This is a genomic window from Pseudomonas sichuanensis, from assembly GCF_024749065.1.
Classification (GTDB): Bacteria; Pseudomonadota; Gammaproteobacteria; order Pseudomonadales; family Pseudomonadaceae; genus Aquipseudomonas; species Aquipseudomonas sichuanensis.
Genome location: NZ_CP087185.1, coordinates 3,043,675 through 3,063,816, shown reverse-complemented (window position 1 = coordinate 3,063,816; position 20,142 = coordinate 3,043,675). Strand labels below are relative to the sequence as shown.

The 20,142-nt window shown below is 63.9% G+C and carries 16 protein-coding genes; 6 read left to right on the top strand and 10 right to left on the bottom strand.

Translation table 11 applies throughout. From position 1 onward, the window contains the following. Positions 1-9: 9 nt before the first annotated feature. The 10 genes from LOY51_RS13845 to LOY51_RS13800 form a co-directional block, all read right to left on the bottom strand. Positions 10-1,968: an acetoacetate--CoA ligase gene (locus tag LOY51_RS13845; RefSeq protein WP_258641655.1), complete on the bottom strand. Its 1,959-nt coding sequence runs from the start codon at positions 1,966-1,968 to the stop codon at positions 10-12. A 76-nt stretch (positions 1,969-2,044) separates the two neighbouring features. Then, positions 2,045-2,524: a serine protease inhibitor ecotin gene (gene eco / locus LOY51_RS13840; RefSeq protein WP_125858684.1), complete on the bottom strand. Its 480-nt coding sequence runs from the start codon at positions 2,522-2,524 to the stop codon at positions 2,045-2,047. A 55-nt stretch (positions 2,525-2,579) separates the two neighbouring features. Further along, on the bottom strand, positions 2,580-3,350 hold the full coding sequence (hbdH, locus tag LOY51_RS13835; RefSeq protein ID WP_125858683.1) for a 3-hydroxybutyrate dehydrogenase: 771 nt from the start codon (positions 3,348-3,350) through the stop codon (positions 2,580-2,582). A 10-nt stretch (positions 3,351-3,360) separates the two neighbouring features. Continuing rightward, the gene (locus LOY51_RS13830; protein WP_125858682.1) at positions 3,361-4,752 is read right to left on the bottom strand and encodes a GntP family permease; all 1,392 of its coding nucleotides are present in this window, start codon (positions 4,750-4,752) and stop codon (positions 3,361-3,363) included. 250 nt (positions 4,753-5,002) lie between these two features. Then, entirely contained in the window at positions 5,003-6,391 is a 1,389-nt protein-coding gene (locus tag LOY51_RS13825; protein ID WP_125858681.1) for a sigma-54 interaction domain-containing protein, read from the bottom strand. Positions 6,392-6,523: 132 nt separating this feature from the next. Beyond that, complete coding sequence (locus tag LOY51_RS13820) at positions 6,524-7,540, bottom strand: ABC transporter permease (RefSeq protein WP_125464143.1); 1,017 nt, start codon at positions 7,538-7,540, stop codon at positions 6,524-6,526. Next, positions 7,540-8,598, bottom strand: a complete 1,059-nt coding sequence (locus LOY51_RS13815; RefSeq protein ID WP_125858680.1) for a microcin C ABC transporter permease YejB — start codon at positions 8,596-8,598, stop codon at positions 7,540-7,542. Before LOY51_RS13815 ends, LOY51_RS13820 begins: the two co-directional genes overlap by 1 nt. After that, positions 8,595-10,394 (bottom strand): extracellular solute-binding protein, encoded by a 1,800-nt coding sequence (locus LOY51_RS13810; RefSeq protein ID WP_258646647.1) that lies wholly within the window; start codon positions 10,392-10,394, stop codon positions 8,595-8,597. Before LOY51_RS13810 ends, LOY51_RS13815 begins: the two co-directional genes overlap by 4 nt. Positions 10,395-10,542: 148 nt before the next feature. Beyond that, the gene (locus tag LOY51_RS13805) at positions 10,543-10,824 is read right to left on the bottom strand and encodes a peptidylprolyl isomerase (protein ID WP_009686645.1); all 282 of its coding nucleotides are present in this window, start codon (positions 10,822-10,824) and stop codon (positions 10,543-10,545) included. An 84-nt stretch (positions 10,825-10,908) separates the two neighbouring features. Beyond that, a complete protein-coding gene (locus LOY51_RS13800; RefSeq protein ID WP_258641653.1) occupies positions 10,909-11,970 on the bottom strand; it encodes a 3-deoxy-7-phosphoheptulonate synthase in 1,062 nt (353 codons plus the stop codon). Between the two features lie 643 nt (positions 11,971-12,613). Here LOY51_RS13800 and LOY51_RS13795 point away from each other — a divergent pair. The 6 genes from LOY51_RS13795 to LOY51_RS13770 all read left to right on the top strand — a co-directional run bounded on the left by LOY51_RS13795 (position 12,614) and on the right by LOY51_RS13770 (position 20,127). Then, positions 12,614-14,632 carry a hypothetical protein gene (locus LOY51_RS13795; protein ID WP_258641652.1) on the top strand — a complete coding sequence of 673 codons (2,019 nt, stop codon included), beginning with the start codon at positions 12,614-12,616 and terminating at the stop codon, positions 14,630-14,632. A 255-nt stretch (positions 14,633-14,887) separates the two neighbouring features. Then, complete coding sequence (benA, locus tag LOY51_RS13790) at positions 14,888-16,246, top strand: benzoate 1,2-dioxygenase large subunit (RefSeq protein WP_125464139.1); 1,359 nt, start codon at positions 14,888-14,890, stop codon at positions 16,244-16,246. Next, on the top strand, positions 16,243-16,728 hold the full coding sequence (benB, locus tag LOY51_RS13785; RefSeq protein ID WP_125858676.1) for a benzoate 1,2-dioxygenase small subunit: 486 nt from the start codon (positions 16,243-16,245) through the stop codon (positions 16,726-16,728). Before benA ends, benB begins: the two co-directional genes overlap by 4 nt. 68 nt (positions 16,729-16,796) lie before the next feature. Beyond that, complete coding sequence (gene benC / locus LOY51_RS13780; protein ID WP_125858675.1) at positions 16,797-17,807, top strand: benzoate 1,2-dioxygenase electron transfer component BenC; 1,011 nt, start codon at positions 16,797-16,799, stop codon at positions 17,805-17,807. Between the two features lie 179 nt (positions 17,808-17,986). Further along, entirely contained in the window at positions 17,987-18,748 is a 762-nt protein-coding gene (locus tag LOY51_RS13775) for a 1,6-dihydroxycyclohexa-2,4-diene-1-carboxylate dehydrogenase (protein ID WP_125464136.1), read from the top strand. A gap of 56 nt (positions 18,749-18,804) precedes the next feature. Beyond that, complete coding sequence (locus tag LOY51_RS13770) at positions 18,805-20,127, top strand: MFS transporter (protein ID WP_125858674.1); 1,323 nt, start codon at positions 18,805-18,807, stop codon at positions 20,125-20,127. Positions 20,128-20,142 lie beyond the last annotated feature (15 nt).

Sequence of the window (20,142 nt, the reverse complement as noted above, 5' to 3'; positions counted from 1 at the left end):
AGGCCGCCATTATGCCTGATCGCGCAGTTCAGCGCGGTCACGGAACTGCGCCAGTGCCTCGGGGTTGGCCAGGGCATCGGTGTTGTTGACAGGCAGCCCATGCACCACATTGCGGATCGCCAGTTCCACCAGCTTGCCGCTGAGGGTACGCGGGATGTCGCTCACCTGGGCGATCACCGCCGGGACGTGGCGCGGGCTGGTGTACCGGCGGATGACCTCGCGGATGTGCTGGCGCAAGGCGTCGTCCAGCTGCAGGCCATCGCGCAGGCGCACGAACAGCACCACGCGCACATCGTTGTGCCAGTCCTGGCCGATGGCCACGCATTCCAGCACCTGCTCGACCTTGTCCACTTGCCGATAGATCTCGGCCGTGCCAATGCGCACGCCACCGGGGTTGAGCACCGCATCCGAGCGGCCGTGGATCACCAGGCCGCCGCCGGCGCGCTGCTCGGCGTAATCGCCCTGGCACCAGGCCCCGTCGAACTGGCTGAAGTAGGCGTCGTGGTAGCGGCTGCCATCGTCGTCACCCCAGAACCCCAGGGGCATCGACGGGAATGCCTGGGTACACACCAGCTCGCCTTTCTCGTCGATCACCGGCTGCCTCTGCGCATTCCACACCTGCACCGCCATGCCCAGGCCGGGACCGGCGATCAGGCCACGGCGTACCGGCAGCAGCGGGTTGCCGAGAACGAAGCAGGAGACGATGTCGGTGCCGCCGGACATCGAGGCCAGGCACACATCGGCCTTGAACTTGGCATAGACGAAGTCGTAACTGTGCGGCGACAGCGCCGAGCCGGTGGACAACAGGAGCCTCAGGGTATCGAGGCGGTGGCTTTTCATCGGCTCGACACCGGCCTGCTCCAGGGTTGCGAGGTACTTGGGGCTGGTGCCGAAGGCGTGGATGCCTTCACTGTCGATCAGGTCGAGCAGCCGCTCCGGGCCCGGGTGCAAGGGCGATCCGTCATACAGCACCAGAGTGGCGCCCACCGCGAGGCCCGAGACCAGCCAGTTCCACATCATCCAGCCACAGGTGGTGTAGTAGAACAGCACGTCGTCGGCTTTCAGGTCATTGTGCAGGCCGTGCTCCTTGAGGTGTTGCAGCAGTACGCCGCCGGCCCGGTGGACGATGCACTTGGGCACACCGGTGGTGCCGCTGGAGTAGAGGATGTACAGCGGGTGATCGAAGGGCAGGGCGACGAAGGTGGGGCTGCCGCCGGGCTGGAAGAAATCATCCCACAGGGTGACCTGGGGCCCGCTGAACTCTTCGCTGCGGGTCTGCGCCCGGGTGTAGGGCACCACCAGCAGGTGTTGAAGTTGCGGCAGTTGGGCGACGACCTGGTTGATCTTGTCGACCTGGTCCACGGTTTTGCCGGCGTAGGTATAGCCCGCGCAGGCAATCAGCAGTTTCGGCGCAATCTGCCCGAAGCGGTCGATGATGCCGTGGGTACCGAACTCCGGAGAGCAACTGGACCACACCGCCCCAAGGCTGCTGGCGGCGAGCATGGCTACAAGGGTTTCCCAGGTATTGGGCATCACCGCGCCAATGCGGTCGCCCGACACGATGCCGGCCTGGCGCAAGGCCCATTGCATCCCGGCCACCTGGGCGGCCAACTGGTTGTGGGTCAGGCTGTGGCGGCTGCCGTCCTCACGCACGGCGACCACGGCGGGGCGATCATCGCGGCGTTGCAACAGTTGTTCGGCGAAGTTCAGGGTAGCGCCGACGAACCAGCGGGCATCGCGCAGGTGCGGGCCCTCGATCAGCACCTGGCTTGCGGGTGTATGCCAGCGCACGTGGAAGTATTCACTGAGCGTCTGCCAGAACGCTGCGCGGTGCTCGATGCTCCAGCGGTGCAAGGCGGCATAGTCGTCGAGCTGGCGGTTGAAACGCAGGTTGACCCTGCGGCGAAAGGCCTCCATGCGGCTGGCTTCGATCTGCGAGGTGGAGGGGCGCCAGAGTATGTCGTTCATGCCGCAACCCTCGCTGCAGTGATGGCTTTGTCGTGGGGCAAGCCCGCCGCGAAAGCGGGCTTGCCGACGCTGGCGGTTACTCCACTTTAGCCGTTTGTACGTCCGGCGAGGCCGACCATACCCGGTAGCGCACTTCGACACCCTTGGGCACGTAGACCACCACCGGTAGCTTGCTGTTGTAGCGCAGCATGAAGCCTTCACCGACAACGGGTACGAAGGCGTCGGTTTTTTTGTTGTCCGGGCAGGCCATCAAGGTGCTGGCCGGGCCGCTGACCTTGTCCAGGCGGTAGTAGTTGTAGCCCCAGCCTTGCAGGGTGTGCTCTTCGAGCTTGCCGCCAAGGCGCTGGCGGTTGCAGTCCACCTTCAGCGTTTTGCCGGCGAGGATTTCCAGCTGGTAGGCCGATTCATCGGCCTGGGCCGGCAGGTGGATCACCTGCCGGGTAAAGCCTTTTTCCGCCTCGGGGTAGGGCGCGACGTCCTTCAGGCTGGCTGCCATCGCCGGGGCGGCGGCAGCCAGGGTCAGGGACAGTAACGCGGTGAGTCGAGCTTGGCGCATAAGGCCTCCTTGCAGATAAACGAATGCAAGACCGTGCCAGGCTCAACGCCCGCCCTCACTGGGCGAGCCAGCCGCCATCGACGTTCCAGGCGGCGCCGCGAACCTGGCTGCCGGCCTCGCTGCACAGGAACAATACCAGCTCACCAAGGTGACGGGGTGTGACGAAGGCCAGCGAAGGCTGTTTCTCGGCCAACAGATCGTGCTGCGCCTGCTGTGGATCGCCGCCATTGGCGGCACGCTCGTCGATCTGTTTCTGTACCAGCGGGGTCAGCACCCAGCCGGGGCAGATGGCATTGCAGGTGACGTTGCTGGTGGCGGTTTCCAGGCCGATCACCTTGGTCAGCCCGACCACGCCGTGCTTGGCGGCCACATAGGCGGCCTTGCCGGTGGAACCCACCAGGCCGTGCACCGAGGCAATGTTGATGATCCGCCCCCAACCCCGCGCGCGCATGCCCGGCAGCACCAGGCGGCTGCCATGGAACACCGCCGACAGGTTCAGCGCGATGATCTTGTCCCAGGCCTCGACCGGGAACTGCTCCACCGGCGCCACGTGCTGGATGCCGGCGTTGTTGACCAGGATGTCGAGCGCACCGAACTCGCGCTCGGCGAAGGCGAACATCTGCTCGATCTGTGCCACATCGGACAGGTCGGCCGGGTGGTGGGCAACCTTCACCCCGTGCTGCCTGATTTGGGCGATGGCCGCTGCCGGGTCGCCAAAGCCGTTGAGCAGGATATTCGCGCCGGCCTCTGCCAGTACCTGGGCGATGCCCAGCCCGATACCGCTGGTGGAGCCGGTGACCAGTGCGGTCTTGCCTTTGAGCGTCATGCAGTTCTCCTTAGACGATGCCGGTGGCGTAGAACGTGGCGATGACCACGAACACGGCCAGGGTCTTGATCAGGGTAATACCGAAAATGTCCTTGTACGCTTCGCGGTGGGTCAGCCCGGTCACCGCCAGCAGGGTGATCACCGCGCCGTTGTGCGGCAGGGTGTCCATGCCGCCGCTGGCCATGGCAGCCACCCGGTGCAGCACTTCCAGCGGGATATTGGCGGCGTTGGCGGCGGCGATGAAGCTGTCGCTCATGGCCGCCAGGGCGATGCTCATGCCACCCGACGCAGAGCCGGTGATGCCGGCCAGCAGGGTCACGGTGATGGCTTCGTTGACCAGCGGGTTGGGGATCCCGCGCAGGGCGTCGGCCAGCACCAAAAAGCCCGGCAGCGATGCGATCACCGCGCCAAAACCGTATTCCGAGGCGGTGTTCATGGCCGCCAGCAGGGCACCGCCGACCGCGCTTTTAGTGCCATCGGCCAGGCGTTGGCGAATGGTGCCGAAGGCGCACACCAGCACCATCAGGATGCCCACCAGCAAGGCCGCCTGCACGGCCCAGATCGCCGTGAGCTTGGCCACGTCGCTCTGCACCGGTGCGGCCATGCCCGGCAGTTGCAGGGTATGGCTGGCGCCGTACCACTGCGGGATCCAGTGGGTGAACAGCAGGTTCATCACCCCCACCAGCAGCAACGGCGACAACGCCAGCCACGGGTTGGGCAGGCTGATGTCGTCGGCGGTCTCCGGTTCGTTGCGCAGGTTGCTGCCATAGCCTTCACCCTTGCGCTGGGCCCTGTTGCGCTGGCGTTGCAGGTAGAGCATGCCGGCGCTGAACACGAACAGCGTGCCGATCAGGCCCAGCCATGGCGCGGCCCAGGCGGTGGTGTTGAAGAAGGTGCTGGGGATGATGTTCTGGATCTGCGGGGTGCCGGGCAGGGCGTCCATGGTGAACGAGAACGCACCCAGGGCAATGGTTGCCGGGATCAGTCGCTTGGGGATGTCGCTTTGCCTGAACATCTCGGCGGCGAACGGGTACACCGCGAACACCACCACGAACAGCGACACGCCGCCGTAGGTGAGCAGGGCGCAGACCAGCACGATCACCAGCATCGCCTGGCGCGTGCCGAGCAGGCGGATGGCAGCGGCGACGATCGAGCGCGAGAACCCTGACAGCTCGATCAGTTTGCCGAACACCGCGCCCAGCAGGAACACCGGGAAATACAGCTTGATGAAGCCGACCATCTTCTCCATGAACACTCCGGTGAAGGCGGGCGCCACGGCGGCAGGGTCGGTGAGCAGCACGGCGCCAAGGGCGGCGATGGGCGCGAACAGGATCACGCTGTAACCGCGATAGGCGGCCACCATCAGCAGGGCCAGGGCAGCGAGGGCGATGAGCACGGTCATCGTGGGGGGATCTCCAACTGTTGTTTTTATGGTTGGAAATGCGGATAGCGGGAATCGTGCCAGTTTATTAAGTCATTGATATATATGCAGAAAATTGAATGAATTAAATCGTCAGTCTCTATTTTGAGACGCGGTTGCGTGGGAGCGGGCTTGCCCCGCGATGGCCTTCGCAGGAACTTATTGATTCTATGCGGCTTGCGTCATCGCGGGGCAAGCCCGCTCCCACGATCTCTATGTTGAGATATTGGTCTCATTGTTGAGATTCTATACCCAGCGCCACCATCTTCTTGTACAAGGTAGACCGCCCCAACCCCAGAGCCCGCGCTGCCTCCGGCACATTCCAGGCGCTGCGGGCCAAGGCATCGACAATCAACCCGCGCTCGAACTGCGCGCACGCCTGGCGATAGTCCAGCACCGGCGCGGCCGTGGCCACCGGGCTCAACGGCCCCAACGCTCCGATCAAGTCCTGCACACTCAAGCGCGGCTGGTCCGCCAGCAAGGTTGCGCGTTCCAGCACGTTACGCAATTCACGAATGTTCCCCGGCCAGCCATGGCGCCCCAGCAGCGCCTGGGCCTCGGGCTCCAGCTCGTACTGGCTGCCCAGCTCGGCCAGGATCGCCTCGCACAGTGCCGGCAGGTCCTCCAGCCGCTCGCGCAACGGCGGCACCTCGATCGGCAGCACGTTCAGCCGGTAGTACAGGTCGGCACGGAATGCCCCACGGGCCATGGCCGCCTGCAGGTCGATGGAGGTGGCGGCGATGATGCGCACGTCGCTGCGCAGCATCTGGTTGGAGCCCACCGGCTCGTATTCCTTCTCTTGCAGTACCCGCAGCAGCTTGCTTTGCAGCGCCAGTGGCATGTCGCCGATTTCGTCGAGGAACAGCGTCCCGCCTTCGGCCAGTTGCAGCTTGCCGCTGCGGCCCTTGCGCTCGGCACCGGTGAAGGCGCCGGGGGCGGTGCCGAAGAACTCGGCCTCCAGCAGGGTCTCGGGGATGGCCGCGCTGTTGATGCTGACGAATGCCTTGTGCGCCCGCGCCGAGGCGGCGTGGATGGCGTGAGCCAGCAGCTCCTTGCCGGTGCCGGTTTCGCCCAGCAGCAGCACCGGCGAGTCACTGGTCGCGCCGCGCCGCCCGCGGCGCTTGGCCTCAAGGCACGCGGCGCTGCTGCCGACGAACTGGGCGAAGCTGTAGCGCGCCTGGCGCGCGCGCAGTTGCGAGCGGGTGCTGGCCAGCTCTTGCTGCATGCTCGAATAACGCTTGAGCAAGGGTGACAGGCTGCGCAACTCGTCGAACAGGGCAAAGCCGATGGCGCCGATCAGCGCGCCCTGGTCGTCGTGGATCGGCAGGCGCATCACCACCAGCGGCTCGTTGGGGGTGTCGAGCATGTCCAGCAGGATCGGCTTGCCGTTGCTCACCACCTCGCGCATCAAGCTGCCGGGGATCACCGCCTCGCAAGGCTGGCCGATGGCGCTGGCGGCGTCGGCCAGGCCGAAGCGCCGGGCATAGCGCTCGTTCATCCAGACGATGCGCGCCTGGCGGTCGACGATCACCGTGCCTTCGCTGGACTGCTCGATGATCTCGAACAGCGAACGGATGGCCAGTTGGCGGACCTGGGGGTAGTCCTTGAGGTTGTCGTGCATGTTTGCAGTATCCGCTTGAATCAGAAGGCCCTATCGCGGGGCAAGCCCGCTCCCACGTTGGAGCATCTTAAATACCTGGCGCTATCCCTGTGGGAGCGGGCTTGCCCCGCGATAGAGCTGGTACAGGCATATCTACCTGCGTGGATCGAACGCCTCGCGCAGCGCATCGCCGATGAACACCAGCAACGACAGGATCAGCGCCAGGGCAAAGAACGCGGTAAAGCCCAACCACGGCGCCTCCAGGTGCTGCTTGCCCTGGGTCACCAGCTCGCCCAGTGACGCACTGCCCGCGGGCATGCCAAAACCGAGGAAATCCAGCGCGGTAAGGGTAGTGATCGCCCCGGTGAGCATGAAGGGTACGTAGGTGAGGGTGGCGTTCATGGCGTTGGGCAGGATATGCCGCAGCATCACCTGGCTGTCCGGCAGCCCCAGCGCGCGGGCTGCCTTGACGTACTCCAGGTTGCGCCCGCGCAGGAACTCGGCGCGCACCACATCGACCAGCGCCAGCCACGAAAACAGCGCCATGATCCCCAGCAGCCACCAGAAGTCCGGCTCGACGAAACCCGAGAGGATGATCAGCAGGTAAAGCACCGGCAACCCCGACCACACCTCCAGCAAGCGCTGCCCGAGCAGGTCGACCCAGCCCCCGTGATACCCCTGCAAGGCGCCTGCAGTGACGCCGATCAGCACGCTGAGCACGGTCAGGGCAAAGGCGAACAGCAGCGACACCCGCGTGCCGTACAGCACCCGCGCCAGCACGTCGCGCCCTTGATCATCGGTGCCCAGCCAATTGACCGCGCTGGGCGGGCTGGGGGTGGGTACCTGCAGGTCGTAGTTAGGGGTGTCGGCGCTGAACGGGATGGGCGCGAACAGCATCCAGCCGCCTTGGCCCTCGATCAGTTGGCGCACGTACTGGCTGCGGTAGTCGGGCTGGAACGGCAACTGGCCGCCGAATTGCTGCTCGGTATAGCGCTTGAGCGCGGGGGTATACAGCTGGCCCTTGTAGGACAGCAGCAGTGGCTTGTCGTTGGCCACCAGCTCCGCGCCGAGGCTGAGTATCAACAGGCCGGCGAACAGCCACAGCGAGACCCAGCCTAGGCGGTTGGCGCGAAAGCGCTTCAGGCGGCGTCGAGCGATGGGCGAGAGCATCAGCGGCCCCTCGCGTCGAAGTCGATGCGCGGGTCGAGCGCCGTGTAGCAGAGGTCGCCGATCAAGCGGATCAGTAGCCCGGCCAGGGTGAAGATGAACAGCGTGCCGAACACCACCGGGTAGTCCCGCGACACCGCCGCCTCGTAGCTCATGCGGCCCAGGCCATCGAGGGAAAAGATCACCTCGATCAGCAGGGAGCCGGCGAAGAACACCGTGATCAGCGCCTGCGGCAGCCCGGCCACCACCAGCAGCATGGCGTTGCGCAGCACATGGCCGTACAGCACCCGGCGTTCGCTTAGGCCCTTGGCCCGGGCGGTGACCACGTACTGCCGGGAGATTTCGTCGAGGAAGGCGTTCTTGGTCAGCAGGGTCAAGGTGGCGAAACCGCCGATCACCAGGGCGCCGACCGGCAGCACCAGGTGCCAGAAGTAATCGGCCAGCTTGCCCAGCAGGCTGAGCTGGTCGAAGTCATCCGACACCAGCCCGCGCACCGGGAACCAGTTGAGCGAAGTGCCACCGGCAAACAGCACGATCAGCAGCAGGGCGAACAGGAACGAGGGCAGGGCATAGCCGACCACGATCAGCGCGCTGCTCCAGGCATCGAAGCGGCTGCCATGGCGCACCGCCTTGCGGATGCCCAGCGGGATCGACACCAGGTAGGTGATCAGCGTCGCCCAGAAACCCAGCGAGAGCGTCACCGGCAGTTTCTCCAGGATCAGGTCGGTGACCTTGGCGCCGCGGAAGAAGCTCTGGCCGAAGTCCAGCCGGGCGTACTGGCCGAGCATCAGCCACAGTCGTTCGGGGGCGGACTTGTCGAAGCCGTACTGGCGCTTGATCTCCTCGATCAGCTTGGGGTCCAGGCCACGGGTGGCGCGGGACTCGCCGTGCACTGCCTCGGCCCGTGCACCGGGGGCGCCGCCGCCGAGGCCCTGGAGTCGCGCCACGGCCTGCTCCACCGGGCCGCCGGGGGCGGCCTGGACGATGGCGAAGTTGACCAGCAGGATCGCCAGCAACGTGGGGATGATCAGCAGCAGGCGGCGCAGGATGTAGCTGGTCATGGCTGTTTCCCGAGCCGTTCGGCCATCTGTTCGCTGGTCAGCGCCGTCGGGCTGACCTCCCACCAGGTGTCCAGGCCTTCGTCATAGGTGGCTTGCACCTTGGGCAGGCCGAAGCGATTCCACCAGACCGTCGAGCTGCCCGGCGGGTAGTAGTTGGGGATCCAGTAGTAGTTCCATTGCAGCACCCGGTCCAGGGCATGGGCGTGGCGCAGCATGTCGGGCTGGCTGCTGGCGCGCACCAGCCCGTCGAGCAGGTGGTCCACCGCCGGGTCCTTGAGCACCATCAGGTTGTTCGAACCGGGGTCGTTGGCCGCGGCGGAGCCGAAATAGTTGTACAGCTCGCTGCCCGGCGACAGGGTCACCGGATAGCCGGTGACGACCATGTCGTAGTCGCGGGCCATCAGGCGGTTGACGTACTGCGCGGCGTCGACGTTGCGGATGTTCAGCTCGATGCCGATCTGCGCCAGGTTGCGCTTCCACGGCAGCAGCAGGCGCTCCATGCCCGACTGGCCGTTGAGGAAGGTGAAGCTCAGCGGTTCGCCCTGGGCGTTGACCAGGCGATCGCCTTCGGGGCGCCAGCCGGCGGCCTGGAGCAGGGCCAGGGCTTGCAACTGCTGCGGGCGGATGATCCCGGTGCCGTCGGTGACCGGGGCGCTGAACACCTGGCTGAACACTTCGTCGGGCACCTGGCCGCGCAGCGGCTCAAGCAGCTTGAGTTCGTCCGCGTCCGGCAGCGCGCGGGCTGCCAGCACGGTGTTGGAGAACAGGCTCTGCTGGCGGATGTACAGATTGCGCATCATCTGCCGGTTGCTCCACTCGAAGTCCCAGAGCATGCCCAGGGCCTGGCGCACCCGGCGATCCTGGAACTGCGGCCTGGCCAGGTTGAACACGAAACCCTGGGCCACTTGCGGCTTGGCCGGGCCCAGGTGGGCGCGTTGCAGGCGGCCGTCGTCGAGCTGGGCGCCGTTGTAGCCGAGGGTGAAGGCGGTGGCGGAGAACTCGCGGTTGTAGTCGTAGCCGCCGCCCTTGAGCACCTGGCGCGCCACCTCGGTGTCGCCGAAGTACTCGATGCGCAGGCGCTGGAAGTTGTACAGGCCACGGGCCACCGGCAGGTCTTTGGCCCACCAGTCGGCATTGCGTTCGAAGGTGATGCTGCGGCCGTTGTCGATCCGGCTGATGCGGTACGGGCCGCTGCCCACGGGCTTGTCGAAACCGGCACCATTGGCGAAGTCGCGCTGCTGCCAGTCATGTTCGGGCAGCACGGGCAGGCTGGCCAGGTCCAGCGCCAGGGTGCGTCCGTGCGGCTGCTTGAAGTCGAAGCGTATCTGCCGCGGGCCTTCGACTGTCACCCCGGCCACTTCGGCGAAACGCGTGCGGTAATTGAGGCTGCCCTTGCTCATCAGCAGATCGAAGGTGAAACGCACATCCTCGGCGCGCACCGGCTTGCCGTCGGCGAAGGTGGCGCGGGGGTCGAGGTACAGGCGCAGCCAGGCGTCGTCGGGGCCGCGCTCCAGGCGCTGGGCGATCAGGCCATAGACCGTGTAGGGCTCGTCGAAGGCGCGAATGGCCAGCGGCGCGTACAGCCAGCCTTCGACCTGGCTCACGCCAATGCCCTTGTCGATGAACGGCAGGATGTGGTCGAACTGGCCGATCTCCAGGGCCGAACGGCGCAGGCTGCCGCCTTTGGGGGCGTCCGGGTTTACGTAGGCGAAGTGCTGGAAACTGGCGGGGTAGCGGGGGGCTTCACCGTAGACGGTGAGGGCGTGGGTGGGGGCGGCCTGGGCGAAACAGGCCATGCACGCCAGGGCGATGCAACACAGTACCTGTGGGAGCGGGCTTGCCCGCGAATGCGTCAGTTCGAGCAACGTTGTTGTCTGGGCGGACGCATTCGCGGGCAAGCCCGCTCCCACAGGTTCAGCGCAGGGGCGGGCGATCAAGAACGCCTCAGTCCTGGCGGCTGGTCACTTCCAGCAGGTGGTAGCCGAACTGGGTCTTCACCGGGCCTTGCACGGTGTTGACCGGGGCGCTGAACACCACGGTGTCGAATTCCTTGACCATCTGGCCCGGGCCGAACGAGCCCAGGTCACCGCCCTGGCGGCTGGATGGGCAGGTGGAGTTGGCCTTGGCGATTTCGGCGAAGTCGGCGCCGGCTTCGATCTGTGCTTTGAGTTCGTTGCACTTGTCTTCAGAGGCAACCAGGATGTGACGGGCGGTGGCTCGGGCCATGGGGAACTGCTCCTAGGGGGGTGAAAGAGGGCAAGCCTAGCGCACTTGTCTAGGCCCTGTCTCGCAAGGCTTGCCGACTGATTCCTACAAACGTTTGGCCGCTTCGCGCAGCATGCTCTCGGTCGCGCTCCAGCCCAGGCAGCCGTCGGTGATCGATACGCCGTACTTCAGGGCACCAGCGCCCAAAGCCTGGCAACCGTCGAACAGATGGCCCTCGATCATCACCCCCACCAGCGAGCGGTCGCCGTTCAGGCGTTGCTGCAGCACATCTTCGAACACCGCGGGCTGACGCATTGGGTCCTTGCCGCTGTTGGCATGGCTGCAATCGACCATGATGCGTGGCGCCAGGCCCGCCTTGGCCAGGCCCTGGCGCGCCTGGGCCACGCTGTGGGCATCGTAGTTCGGGCCCTTGTGGCCACCGCGCAGCACCAGGTGGGTGTCCGGGTTGCCGAGGCTCTCGATGATCGCCGGGTAGCCCTGGGCGTCCATGCCGAAGTGGCGGTGCGGATGCGCGGCGCTGCGCATGGCGTCGCAGGCAATGGCGATGCCGCCATCGGTGCCGTTCTTGAAGCCCACCGGCAGCTCCAGGCCACTGACCATCTCACGGTGGATCTGCGACTCGGTGGTGCGCGCGCCAATGGCCGCCCAGCCCAGCAGGTCGTCGAAGTAGCCAGCGGCCATGGGTTGCAGCAGCTCGGTGGCGATCGGCATGCCGCGCTCGATCATGCTCAGCATCAAGCCACGGGACAGGGCGATGCCGGCGTGCATGTCGTCGCTGCCATCGAGGTGCGGATCGTAGGCCAGGCCTTTCCAGCCCACCGTGGTGCGGGGTTTTTCAACGTAGGCGCGCATCACCAGCAGCAGCTTGTCGCCGACTTCATGGTTGAGCGCCGCCAGGCGGTCGGCGTATTCCAGCGCCGCGCGCGGGTCATGGATCGAGCACGGGCCGACGATCACCAGCAGGCGTTCGTCGCGGCCTTCAAGGATGGCGCGGATCGCCTGGCGATGGGCATGGACTTGCTGGGTGAGTTCGGTCGACAGCGGCATTTGCTGCTTGAGCAGGTGCGGGCTGGGCAAGCGCTTGCTGACAGTGGCGTTGGCCGCTTGCGGTTGGGTCAGGGGCAGGGCGAGGTTCGAGGCGTGCATGGCTTTTTTTCCCTGGGCGGACGGCGGGTTCTGGCCCGCGCGGTCGGCCCTATAGAGGTGTTCGACTGGTCGTCAAATTAGATAGTTGTTCGGCATTGCCACCGGAAATCGACCGAACGGAGGCGGCAGGCTGGCCCGAACGGGATTGGCTAAATCGCCATGCATAGGTGCTTGGGTAGTAGTAAGTGGCGTAGTTCATGAATCTGTCCTCAAGATGAATCGATGTTTTTGAAAGCCCGGAAAAGCAAAACCCCCGGTCGGGAAGCCGACCGGGGGTTTGAGTATTCTCATGTTCGGCGGCCCCTCGAGAGTGGGCGCCGGGTGGGTTATCGGCGCCTGTCAGCTAAACCAATAACCAAAATAAAAGGGTGCAACGGCGTTACGACCGGCAACGGCCAGCACGCGGTGCGCAGGGCGACCGGTGTGGTTGGCGTGGTTGCAGGAATGTTTCGACATGTTGCTCTCCAGTGAATGAGCCCGAGCTTACTGCACCTTTGCCTAGCGATTCAATGGGTTTTCGCTATGGCGGTGATGAGCCCATGGATGCCCCCGACTACCGTTGGGTTGAGACTATCAATTTTGTCAGTTGTCGATGGCCGAGCGCGTTGTTGGAATGGAGGCAACCCCCCCCAGGAGATCGAACATGAAATGGACAGAACTTGCAGCGCTGAGGCCGACCCTAGATAGATTCAACGCTTACCTCGACGAGCGCTACCCCAATCAGGAGAACAGTGAACTGCGCCCCCCCTTCATCAAGGGCGCGCGTTTTCCCTACAAGGATGTCGACTTCGGCATCGATGACCAGTGGGCGATGGTCAATGGCGTCATGATGGTGGCCATTGTCCAGCCTTACAAAAACATGCGAGCAGGGGACCGTCTTCGGGTCAGGTGCAATGGGTTACCTGTGAATCACACGGTGACCGAAGACGAGATCGGGCAATGCATCGAATTCGAGGTCAGCGAGTCGTCCCTCGATAGCAAAGGCGGTCTGTTTGCGTCGCACTTGCAGCGCGTTGGCGAGGCAACGGAGCATCAATCGATTACCCTCAGAGCATCAGCTTGGCTCTCGCACCCGGGTGATGACGTATTCAAAGCCTATGTCGAAGATGGCAAGCGAATAACGCCCCACGCATTGGCCGCGCCGATCGTCAGTCTGCCTGCTGAGGGGGGCATCCGCCTCGAACAGGCCACCAGTAATGTGCAGGTGACCATCCCGGCTTGGGCCAATACCTCTCCGGGTGACAAAGTGTGCCTGTTCGTGGGTGTCCAGCGAATCGATGCGTTGGCAGAGGGCGGATGGTACATCCCAGAGATCAAGATAGGTGTGGATGCGCTGACGCTCATCGCTGCACAAGATGACGAGCTGAAGGTGTCTTACTGTGCGATCAATGGAATGGGCAATGTCTCTCGCGGTTTGTCACCTGTAGTGACGGTGCAGGTCAAGCTTGGCCTTGACCTACTGGTGGCGCCTGAGTTCGTCGACCCAGAGAATGACTTCAACGAAGGATGGGTTACGGTGCCGCGCGAAAAGCTGAAAGAGGGCGACAAAGTCAGTGTCATGTTGAAGGTCAACGGATTGGCGACCGACATGGTGGCAACCACCATCAGGTCCCTTGGATCCCAGACCGTGACAGCAGAGGCAGCGGAATTGACCTTCAGACTGGGCCCGGATTTGCGCAAGCCGCCGTCTGGTAGCCTGCTGCAGGCGATGTATATCATTGAACGCGATGGGGTAAAAACGTCTTATTCCGAAGTCGCCGAAAAGAGAATTTCTTATGAAATGGTAATGAAAGCGCCAATAGTGCATGAGGCACAATTTGAGCATCCTTCATTTGATACGTTGCTGCAGAAGAAAGCTGAGTTGGAGCAAAAGGTAGAAAACGTGACGGCGCTGCAGGGGACAGCTAAAAAACAATTAGAAGACTTGACCTCAGCCTGCAACCTCATCGAATGGAAAATCGCTTCAGATATCGACAGTTTGCATGTGACCATCCCGCCGGACCGAAGCCATCAACCCGGCGAAACAGTGTATGTGCTCTTGCATGCTCGCACGAAAGAAGGGAAAAAATTTAAAGATTGGCTTTGCCTACCCGGTCAAGTGGTCAATCCGGCAGAGCCAATGACATTTGTTTTTAACGATGAAGATAAAGAAATAGGGGAGAAGTTTAAGAATTTTGATGGTGGCTACTTGGATGTCAAGTTGAAATCCCACCACTATGACACAGAACAAGGTGGGGAAATTCGCCTGAATGTCGGCGAACGCCATCAGATCATTTCCGCTCCGACAGTGAGTCCACTCTCGAAGGATAACGTTGTTGATCTGCGTGGCAGTAACGCTACGCGTCAAGTCGTGATTACCCTCGACGAGCCCAAAGAGAAAGTCAAAGTAAAAGATAAAGATACAGGCAAAGACATAGACATAGTCATAGACATCGTGCGGCCTTACAGATACAAGGTAGAAGTCATCACTCCGAACGGCCCTCCCATGCTCTTTCATAAAGAAACAGTGGCCGACAAGGCTCCCGGGGATACGGCTGTGTGCATATCTGACCAGTTCAATAACTATCAGTTTCCGGCGACATTCACTGTCAGATACATCTATTATATAGATCATCGCCCTGGGAAAGCCTCCATGCCCTTGACATTCACCGTCATCAAATAGCCACTTCGTCATCACCCGGTATGGTTCCGATTGTTGAACTCCGCGGTCGCAAGCAGGACTGGCGACCGCGGAGCATTCGTAGACAACCTACAAAAAGCGAGCGTGAGTTCACTGGCCCGATGCGGCTCGACAAAAAAGGTACCCCGCAACAGGCTTTGCACAAAACGGATAGCATTTTGCACGATCTGGATATCTGCGCCCCCACCCAGGGCATAACCTGACCCGGCCTGAACAATAACAATGGAGGCCCTGGCCATGTCCCTGGGATTCGACTACCTCAATGCCATGCTCGAAGATGACCGGGAGAAGGGCGTCTATCGTTGCAAGCGTGAAATGTTCACCGACCCACGCCTGTTCGACCTGGAGATGAAGCACATCTTCGAGGGCAACTGGATCTACCTGGCCCACGAAAGCCAGATCCCTGAAAACAACGACTTCCTCACCCTGACCATGGGGCGCCAGCCGATCTTCATCGCGCGCAACAAGGACGGGGTGCTCAACGCCTTCCTCAATGCTTGCAGTCACCGCGGCGCCATGCTCTGCCGGCACAAGCGCGGTAACCGGTCCAGCTACACCTGCCCGTTCCACGGCTGGACCTTCAACAACAGCGGCAAGCTGCTCAAGGTCAAGGACCCGAGCAACGCCGGCTACCCCGACAACTTCAACTGCGACGGCTCCCACGACCTGACCAAGGTGGCGCGTTTCGAATCGTACCGCGGCTTCCTGTTCGGCAGCCTGAACGCCGACGTGAAACCCTTGGTCGAGCACCTGGGCGAGTCGGCGAAGATCATCGACATGATCGTCGACCAGTCCCCTGAGGGCCTGGAAGTGCTGCGCGGCGCCAGCTCCTACATCTACGAAGGCAACTGGAAGCTCACCGCCGAAAACGGCGCCGACGGCTACCACGTCAGCTCCGTGCACTGGAACTACGCCGCCACCCAGAACCAGCGCAAGCAGCGCGAAGCGGGCGACGAGATCAAGACCATGAGCGCCGGCGCCTGGGCCAAGCAGGGTGGCGGCTTCTACTCATTCGACCACGGCCACCTGCTGCTGTGGACCCGTTGGGCCAACCCCGAGGATCGCCCGGCTTACGAGCGCCGCGACCAGCTGGCCGCCGATTTCGGCCAGGCCCGCGCCGACTGGATGATCGAGAATTCGCGCAACCTGTGCCTGTACCCGAACGTGTACCTGATGGACCAGTTCAGCTCGCAGATCCGTATCGCCCGGCCAATTTCGGTGAACAAGACCGAGATCACCATCTACTGCATCGCGCCGAAGGGCGAGAGCGCCGATGCTCGGGCCAAGCGCATCCGCCAGTACGAGGACTTCTTCAACGTCAGTGGCATGGCCACCCCGGATGACCTGGAAGAGTTCCGCTCCTGCCAGACCGGCTACGGCGGCGGCACCGGCTGGAACGACATGTCGCGCGGCGCGCAGCACTGGGTCGAAGGTGCCGACGAAGCGGCGAAGGAGATCGAACTCAAACCGCTGCTGTCGGGTGTGCGCACCGAGGACGAAGGCTTGTTCGTACTGCAGCACAAGTACTGGCAGGACACCATGATCCAGGCGTTGAAAGACGAACAGCAACTGATCCCCGTGGAGGCCGTGCAATGAGCCTGCATGACACCGTGCGCGACTTCCTCTACCGCGAAGCGCGCTACCTGGACGATGCCCAGTGGGACCAATGGCTGGAGCTGTACAGCAGCGATGCGACGTTCTGGATGCCGTCCTGGGACGATGACGACAGCCTGACCGAAGACCCGCAGAGCGAGATCTCGCTGATCTGGTACGGCAACCGTGGCGGCCTCGAGGACCGGGTATTCCGCATCAAGACCGAGCGCTCCAGCGCCACCGTGCCGGACACCCGCACCTCGCACAACATCAGCAACATCGAGATCGTCGAGCAGGGCGAGGGCAACTGCCAGGTGCGCTTCAACTGGCACACCCTGAGCTTTCGCTACAAGACCACCGACAGCTACTTCGGCACCAGCTTCTACACCCTCGACCTGCGCGGCGAGCAGCCGCTGATCAGGCACAAGAAGGTGGTGCTGAAGAACGACTACGTCCGTCAGGTCATCGACATCTACCACATCTGATCCACCAGGCCGAGCCTGTCGGTGTGCCTCTCGGCGCGCCGCGGCCAGGCTCGCCCGTGAGGTGCACCATGAGCTACCAGATCGCACTGAATTTCGAAGACGGGGTCACCCGCTTCATCGAGGCCGACGGCCATGAGACCGTGGCCGATGCCGCCTACCGCCAGGGCATCAACATTCCGCTGGATTGCCGTGACGGCGCCTGCGGCACCTGTAAATGCAAGGCCGAATCGGGCCGTTACGACCTGGGCGACAACTTCATCGAGGACGCCCTGAGCGCGGAAGAAATCGCCCAGGGCTACGTGCTCACCTGCCAGATGCGCGCCGAAAGCGACTGCGTGGTGCGCATCCCGGCCTCGTCGCAGCTGTGCAAGACCGAGCAGGCCAGCTTCGAGGCGGCCATCAGCGCTGTGCGCCAGCTGTCGGCCAGCACCATCGCCTTGTCGATCAAGGGCGAGGCACTGAACCGCCTGGCGTTCCTGCCGGGGCAGTACGTCAACCTCAAGGTGCCGGGCAGCGAGCAGAGCCGCGCCTATTCGTTCAGCTCGCTGCCCAAGGACGGCGAAGTCAGCTTCCTGATCCGCAACGTGCCGGGCGGGCTGATGAGCAGCTTCCTCACCGGTTTGGCCAAGGCTGGCGACAGCATGAGCCTGGCCGGGCCGCTGGGTAGTTTCTACCTGCGGCCGATCCAGCGCCCCTTGCTGCTGCTGGCCGGCGGCACGGGCCTCGCGCCATTCACCGCCATGCTGGAGAAGATCGCCGAGCAGGGCAGCGAGCACCCACTGCACCTGATCTACGGCGTGACCAACGACTTCGACCTGGTCGAGCTGGACCGCCTGCAGGCCCTGGCCGCGCGCATCCCCAACTTCACCTACAGCGCCTGCGTGGCCAACCCCGACAGCCAGTACCCGCAGAAGGGCTACGTGACCCAGCACATCGAGCCACGCCACCTCAACGAAGGCGATGTGGATGTGTACCTGTGCGGCCCGCCGCCGATGGTCGAGGCGGTCAGCCAGTACATCCGCGAACAGGGCATTACCCCGGCCAACTTCTACTACGAGAAGTTCGCCGCGGCAGCCTGAGGCTTTTACGGGGCTGCCCGCATCGTGCGGGTGAGGGTGGCCTCTTTTTATTGCGATGGCGGGCAGAGCCGATGTGGGAGCTGGCTTGCCAGCGATCGAGGGCGAAGCCCTCGCCCAGCAATCTTGGCTGGCTGTTCCGGCCTCATCGCTGGCAAGCCAGCTCCCACAAGGAGATCGACATGAACAACCGATTCCACAACAAAGTCGCCCTGGTCACCGGCGCCGCCCAAGGCATCGGCCGCGCCGTGTGCTGGCGGCTCAAGGCCGAAGGCGCGCAGGTGGTGGCGGTGGACCGCTCCGAGCTGGTCCATGAGCTGGCCGGCGAGGGCATGCTGACCCTCACCGCGGACCTCGAGCAACACGCCGACTGTGCCACGGTCATGGCCCGCGCCGTGGAAACCTTCGGCCGCCTCGACATCCTCATCAACAACGTCGGCGGCACCATCTGGGCCAAGCCGTTCGAACACTACGAGGTGCAGCAGATCGAGGCCGAAGTGCGGCGCTCGCTGTTCCCCACCCTGTGGTGCTGCCACGCCGCCTTGCCCTACATGCTCGAACGCGGCAGCGGCGCCATCGTCAACGTTTCGTCCATCGCCACCCGTGGCGTCAACCGCGTGCCCTACGGCGCGGCCAAGGGCGGCGTCAACGCGCTCACCGCGTGCCTGGCCTTCGAAACCGCCGAGCGCGGCATCCGCGTCAATGCCACTGCCCCCGGCGGCACCGAGGCACCGCCCCGGCGCATCCCGCGCAACCAGGCCGAGCAGAGCACGCAGGAGAAAGGCTGGTACCAGCAGATCGTCGACCAGACCGTATCCAGCAGCTTGATGAAGCGCTACGGCAGCCTCGACGAACAGGTCGGCGCAATCCTCTTCCTGGCCTCTGACGAGGCCTCGTACATCACCGGCGTAACCCTGCCGGTGGGCGGTGGCGACCTCGGCTGACGGCCGCCCCGGCAAGGTTTTCTCTTCACACAACAAAAACAAAAGAGACAGATGCCATGCGAACACTCGACGTGCACCCGATCATCGACAACGCCCGCTTCAGCCCCTTCCACTGGATGGTCATGGCCTGGTGCGGCCTGCTGCTGATCTTCGACGGCTACGACCTGTTCATCTACGGCGTGGTCCTGCCGACCCTCATGAAAGAATGGGGCCTGACCCCGCTGCAGGCCGGCGCCCTGGGCAGCTACGCGCTGTTCGGCATGATGTTCGGCGCCTTGCTGTTTGGCAGCCTGGCCGACCGCATCGGGCGCAAGAAGGGCATCGCCATCTGCTTCGCGCTGTTCTCCGGGGCCACCATCCTCAACGGCTTCGCCAGCAGCCCCAGCGAGTTCGGCCTGTATCGCTTCTTTGCCGGGCTAGGTTGCGGTGGGCTGATGCCCAACGCCGTGGCGCTGATGAACGAATACGCCCCCAAGCGCCTGCGCAGCACCCTGGTGGCGATCATGTTCAGTGGCTACTCGCTGGGTGGCATGCTTTCGGCCGGGGTCGGCATCTTCCTGTTGCCGCGTTTCGGTTGGGAGTCGATGTTCTTCGCCGCCGCCGTGCCGCTGCTGTTGCTGCCGGTGATCCTCTACTACCTGCCCGAGTCCATCGGCTTCCTGGTGCGCCAGGGCCGCATGGCAGAGGCACGCAAACTGCTCAAACGCCTTGACCCGCAGTGCGACGTGCAAGCCGATGATCAACTGCAGGCCGTGGACAAGAAAGGGCAGGGCGCCTCGGTGCTGGAACTGTTCCGCAACGGCCTGGCCATCCGCACCCTGGCCCTGTGGCTGGCGTTCTTCTGCTGCCTGCTGATGGTCTACGCACTGAGCTCATGGCTGCCGAAACTCATGGCCAACGCCGGCTACAGCCTGGGTTCGAGCCTGTCGTTCCTGCTGGTGCTCAACTTCGGCGGCATGGCCGGGGCGATCCTCGGCGGCTGGCTGGGCGACCGCTACAACCTGGTCAAGGTCAAGGTGGCGTTCTTCATCGCCGCCGCGCTGTCGATCAGCCTGCTGGGGGTCAACAGCCCGATGCCGGTGCTGTACCTGCTGATCTTCATCGCCGGCGCCACCACCATCGGCACGCAGATCCTGCTGTACGCCGGCGCCGCCCAGTTGTACGGCCTGTCGGTGCGTTCCACCGGCCTGGGCTGGGCCTCCGGCATCGGCCGCAACGGCGCCATCGTCGGCCCGCTGCTCGGTGGCGCGCTGATGGGCATCAACCTGCCGCTGCAACTCAATTTCATCGCCTTCGCCATCCCCGGCGCGATCGCCGCCCTGGCCATGGCCGTGCACCTGGCCAGTGGCCGGCGCCAGGCCCTGGCGGCGACGGCCTGACCCTTTACTGACTGA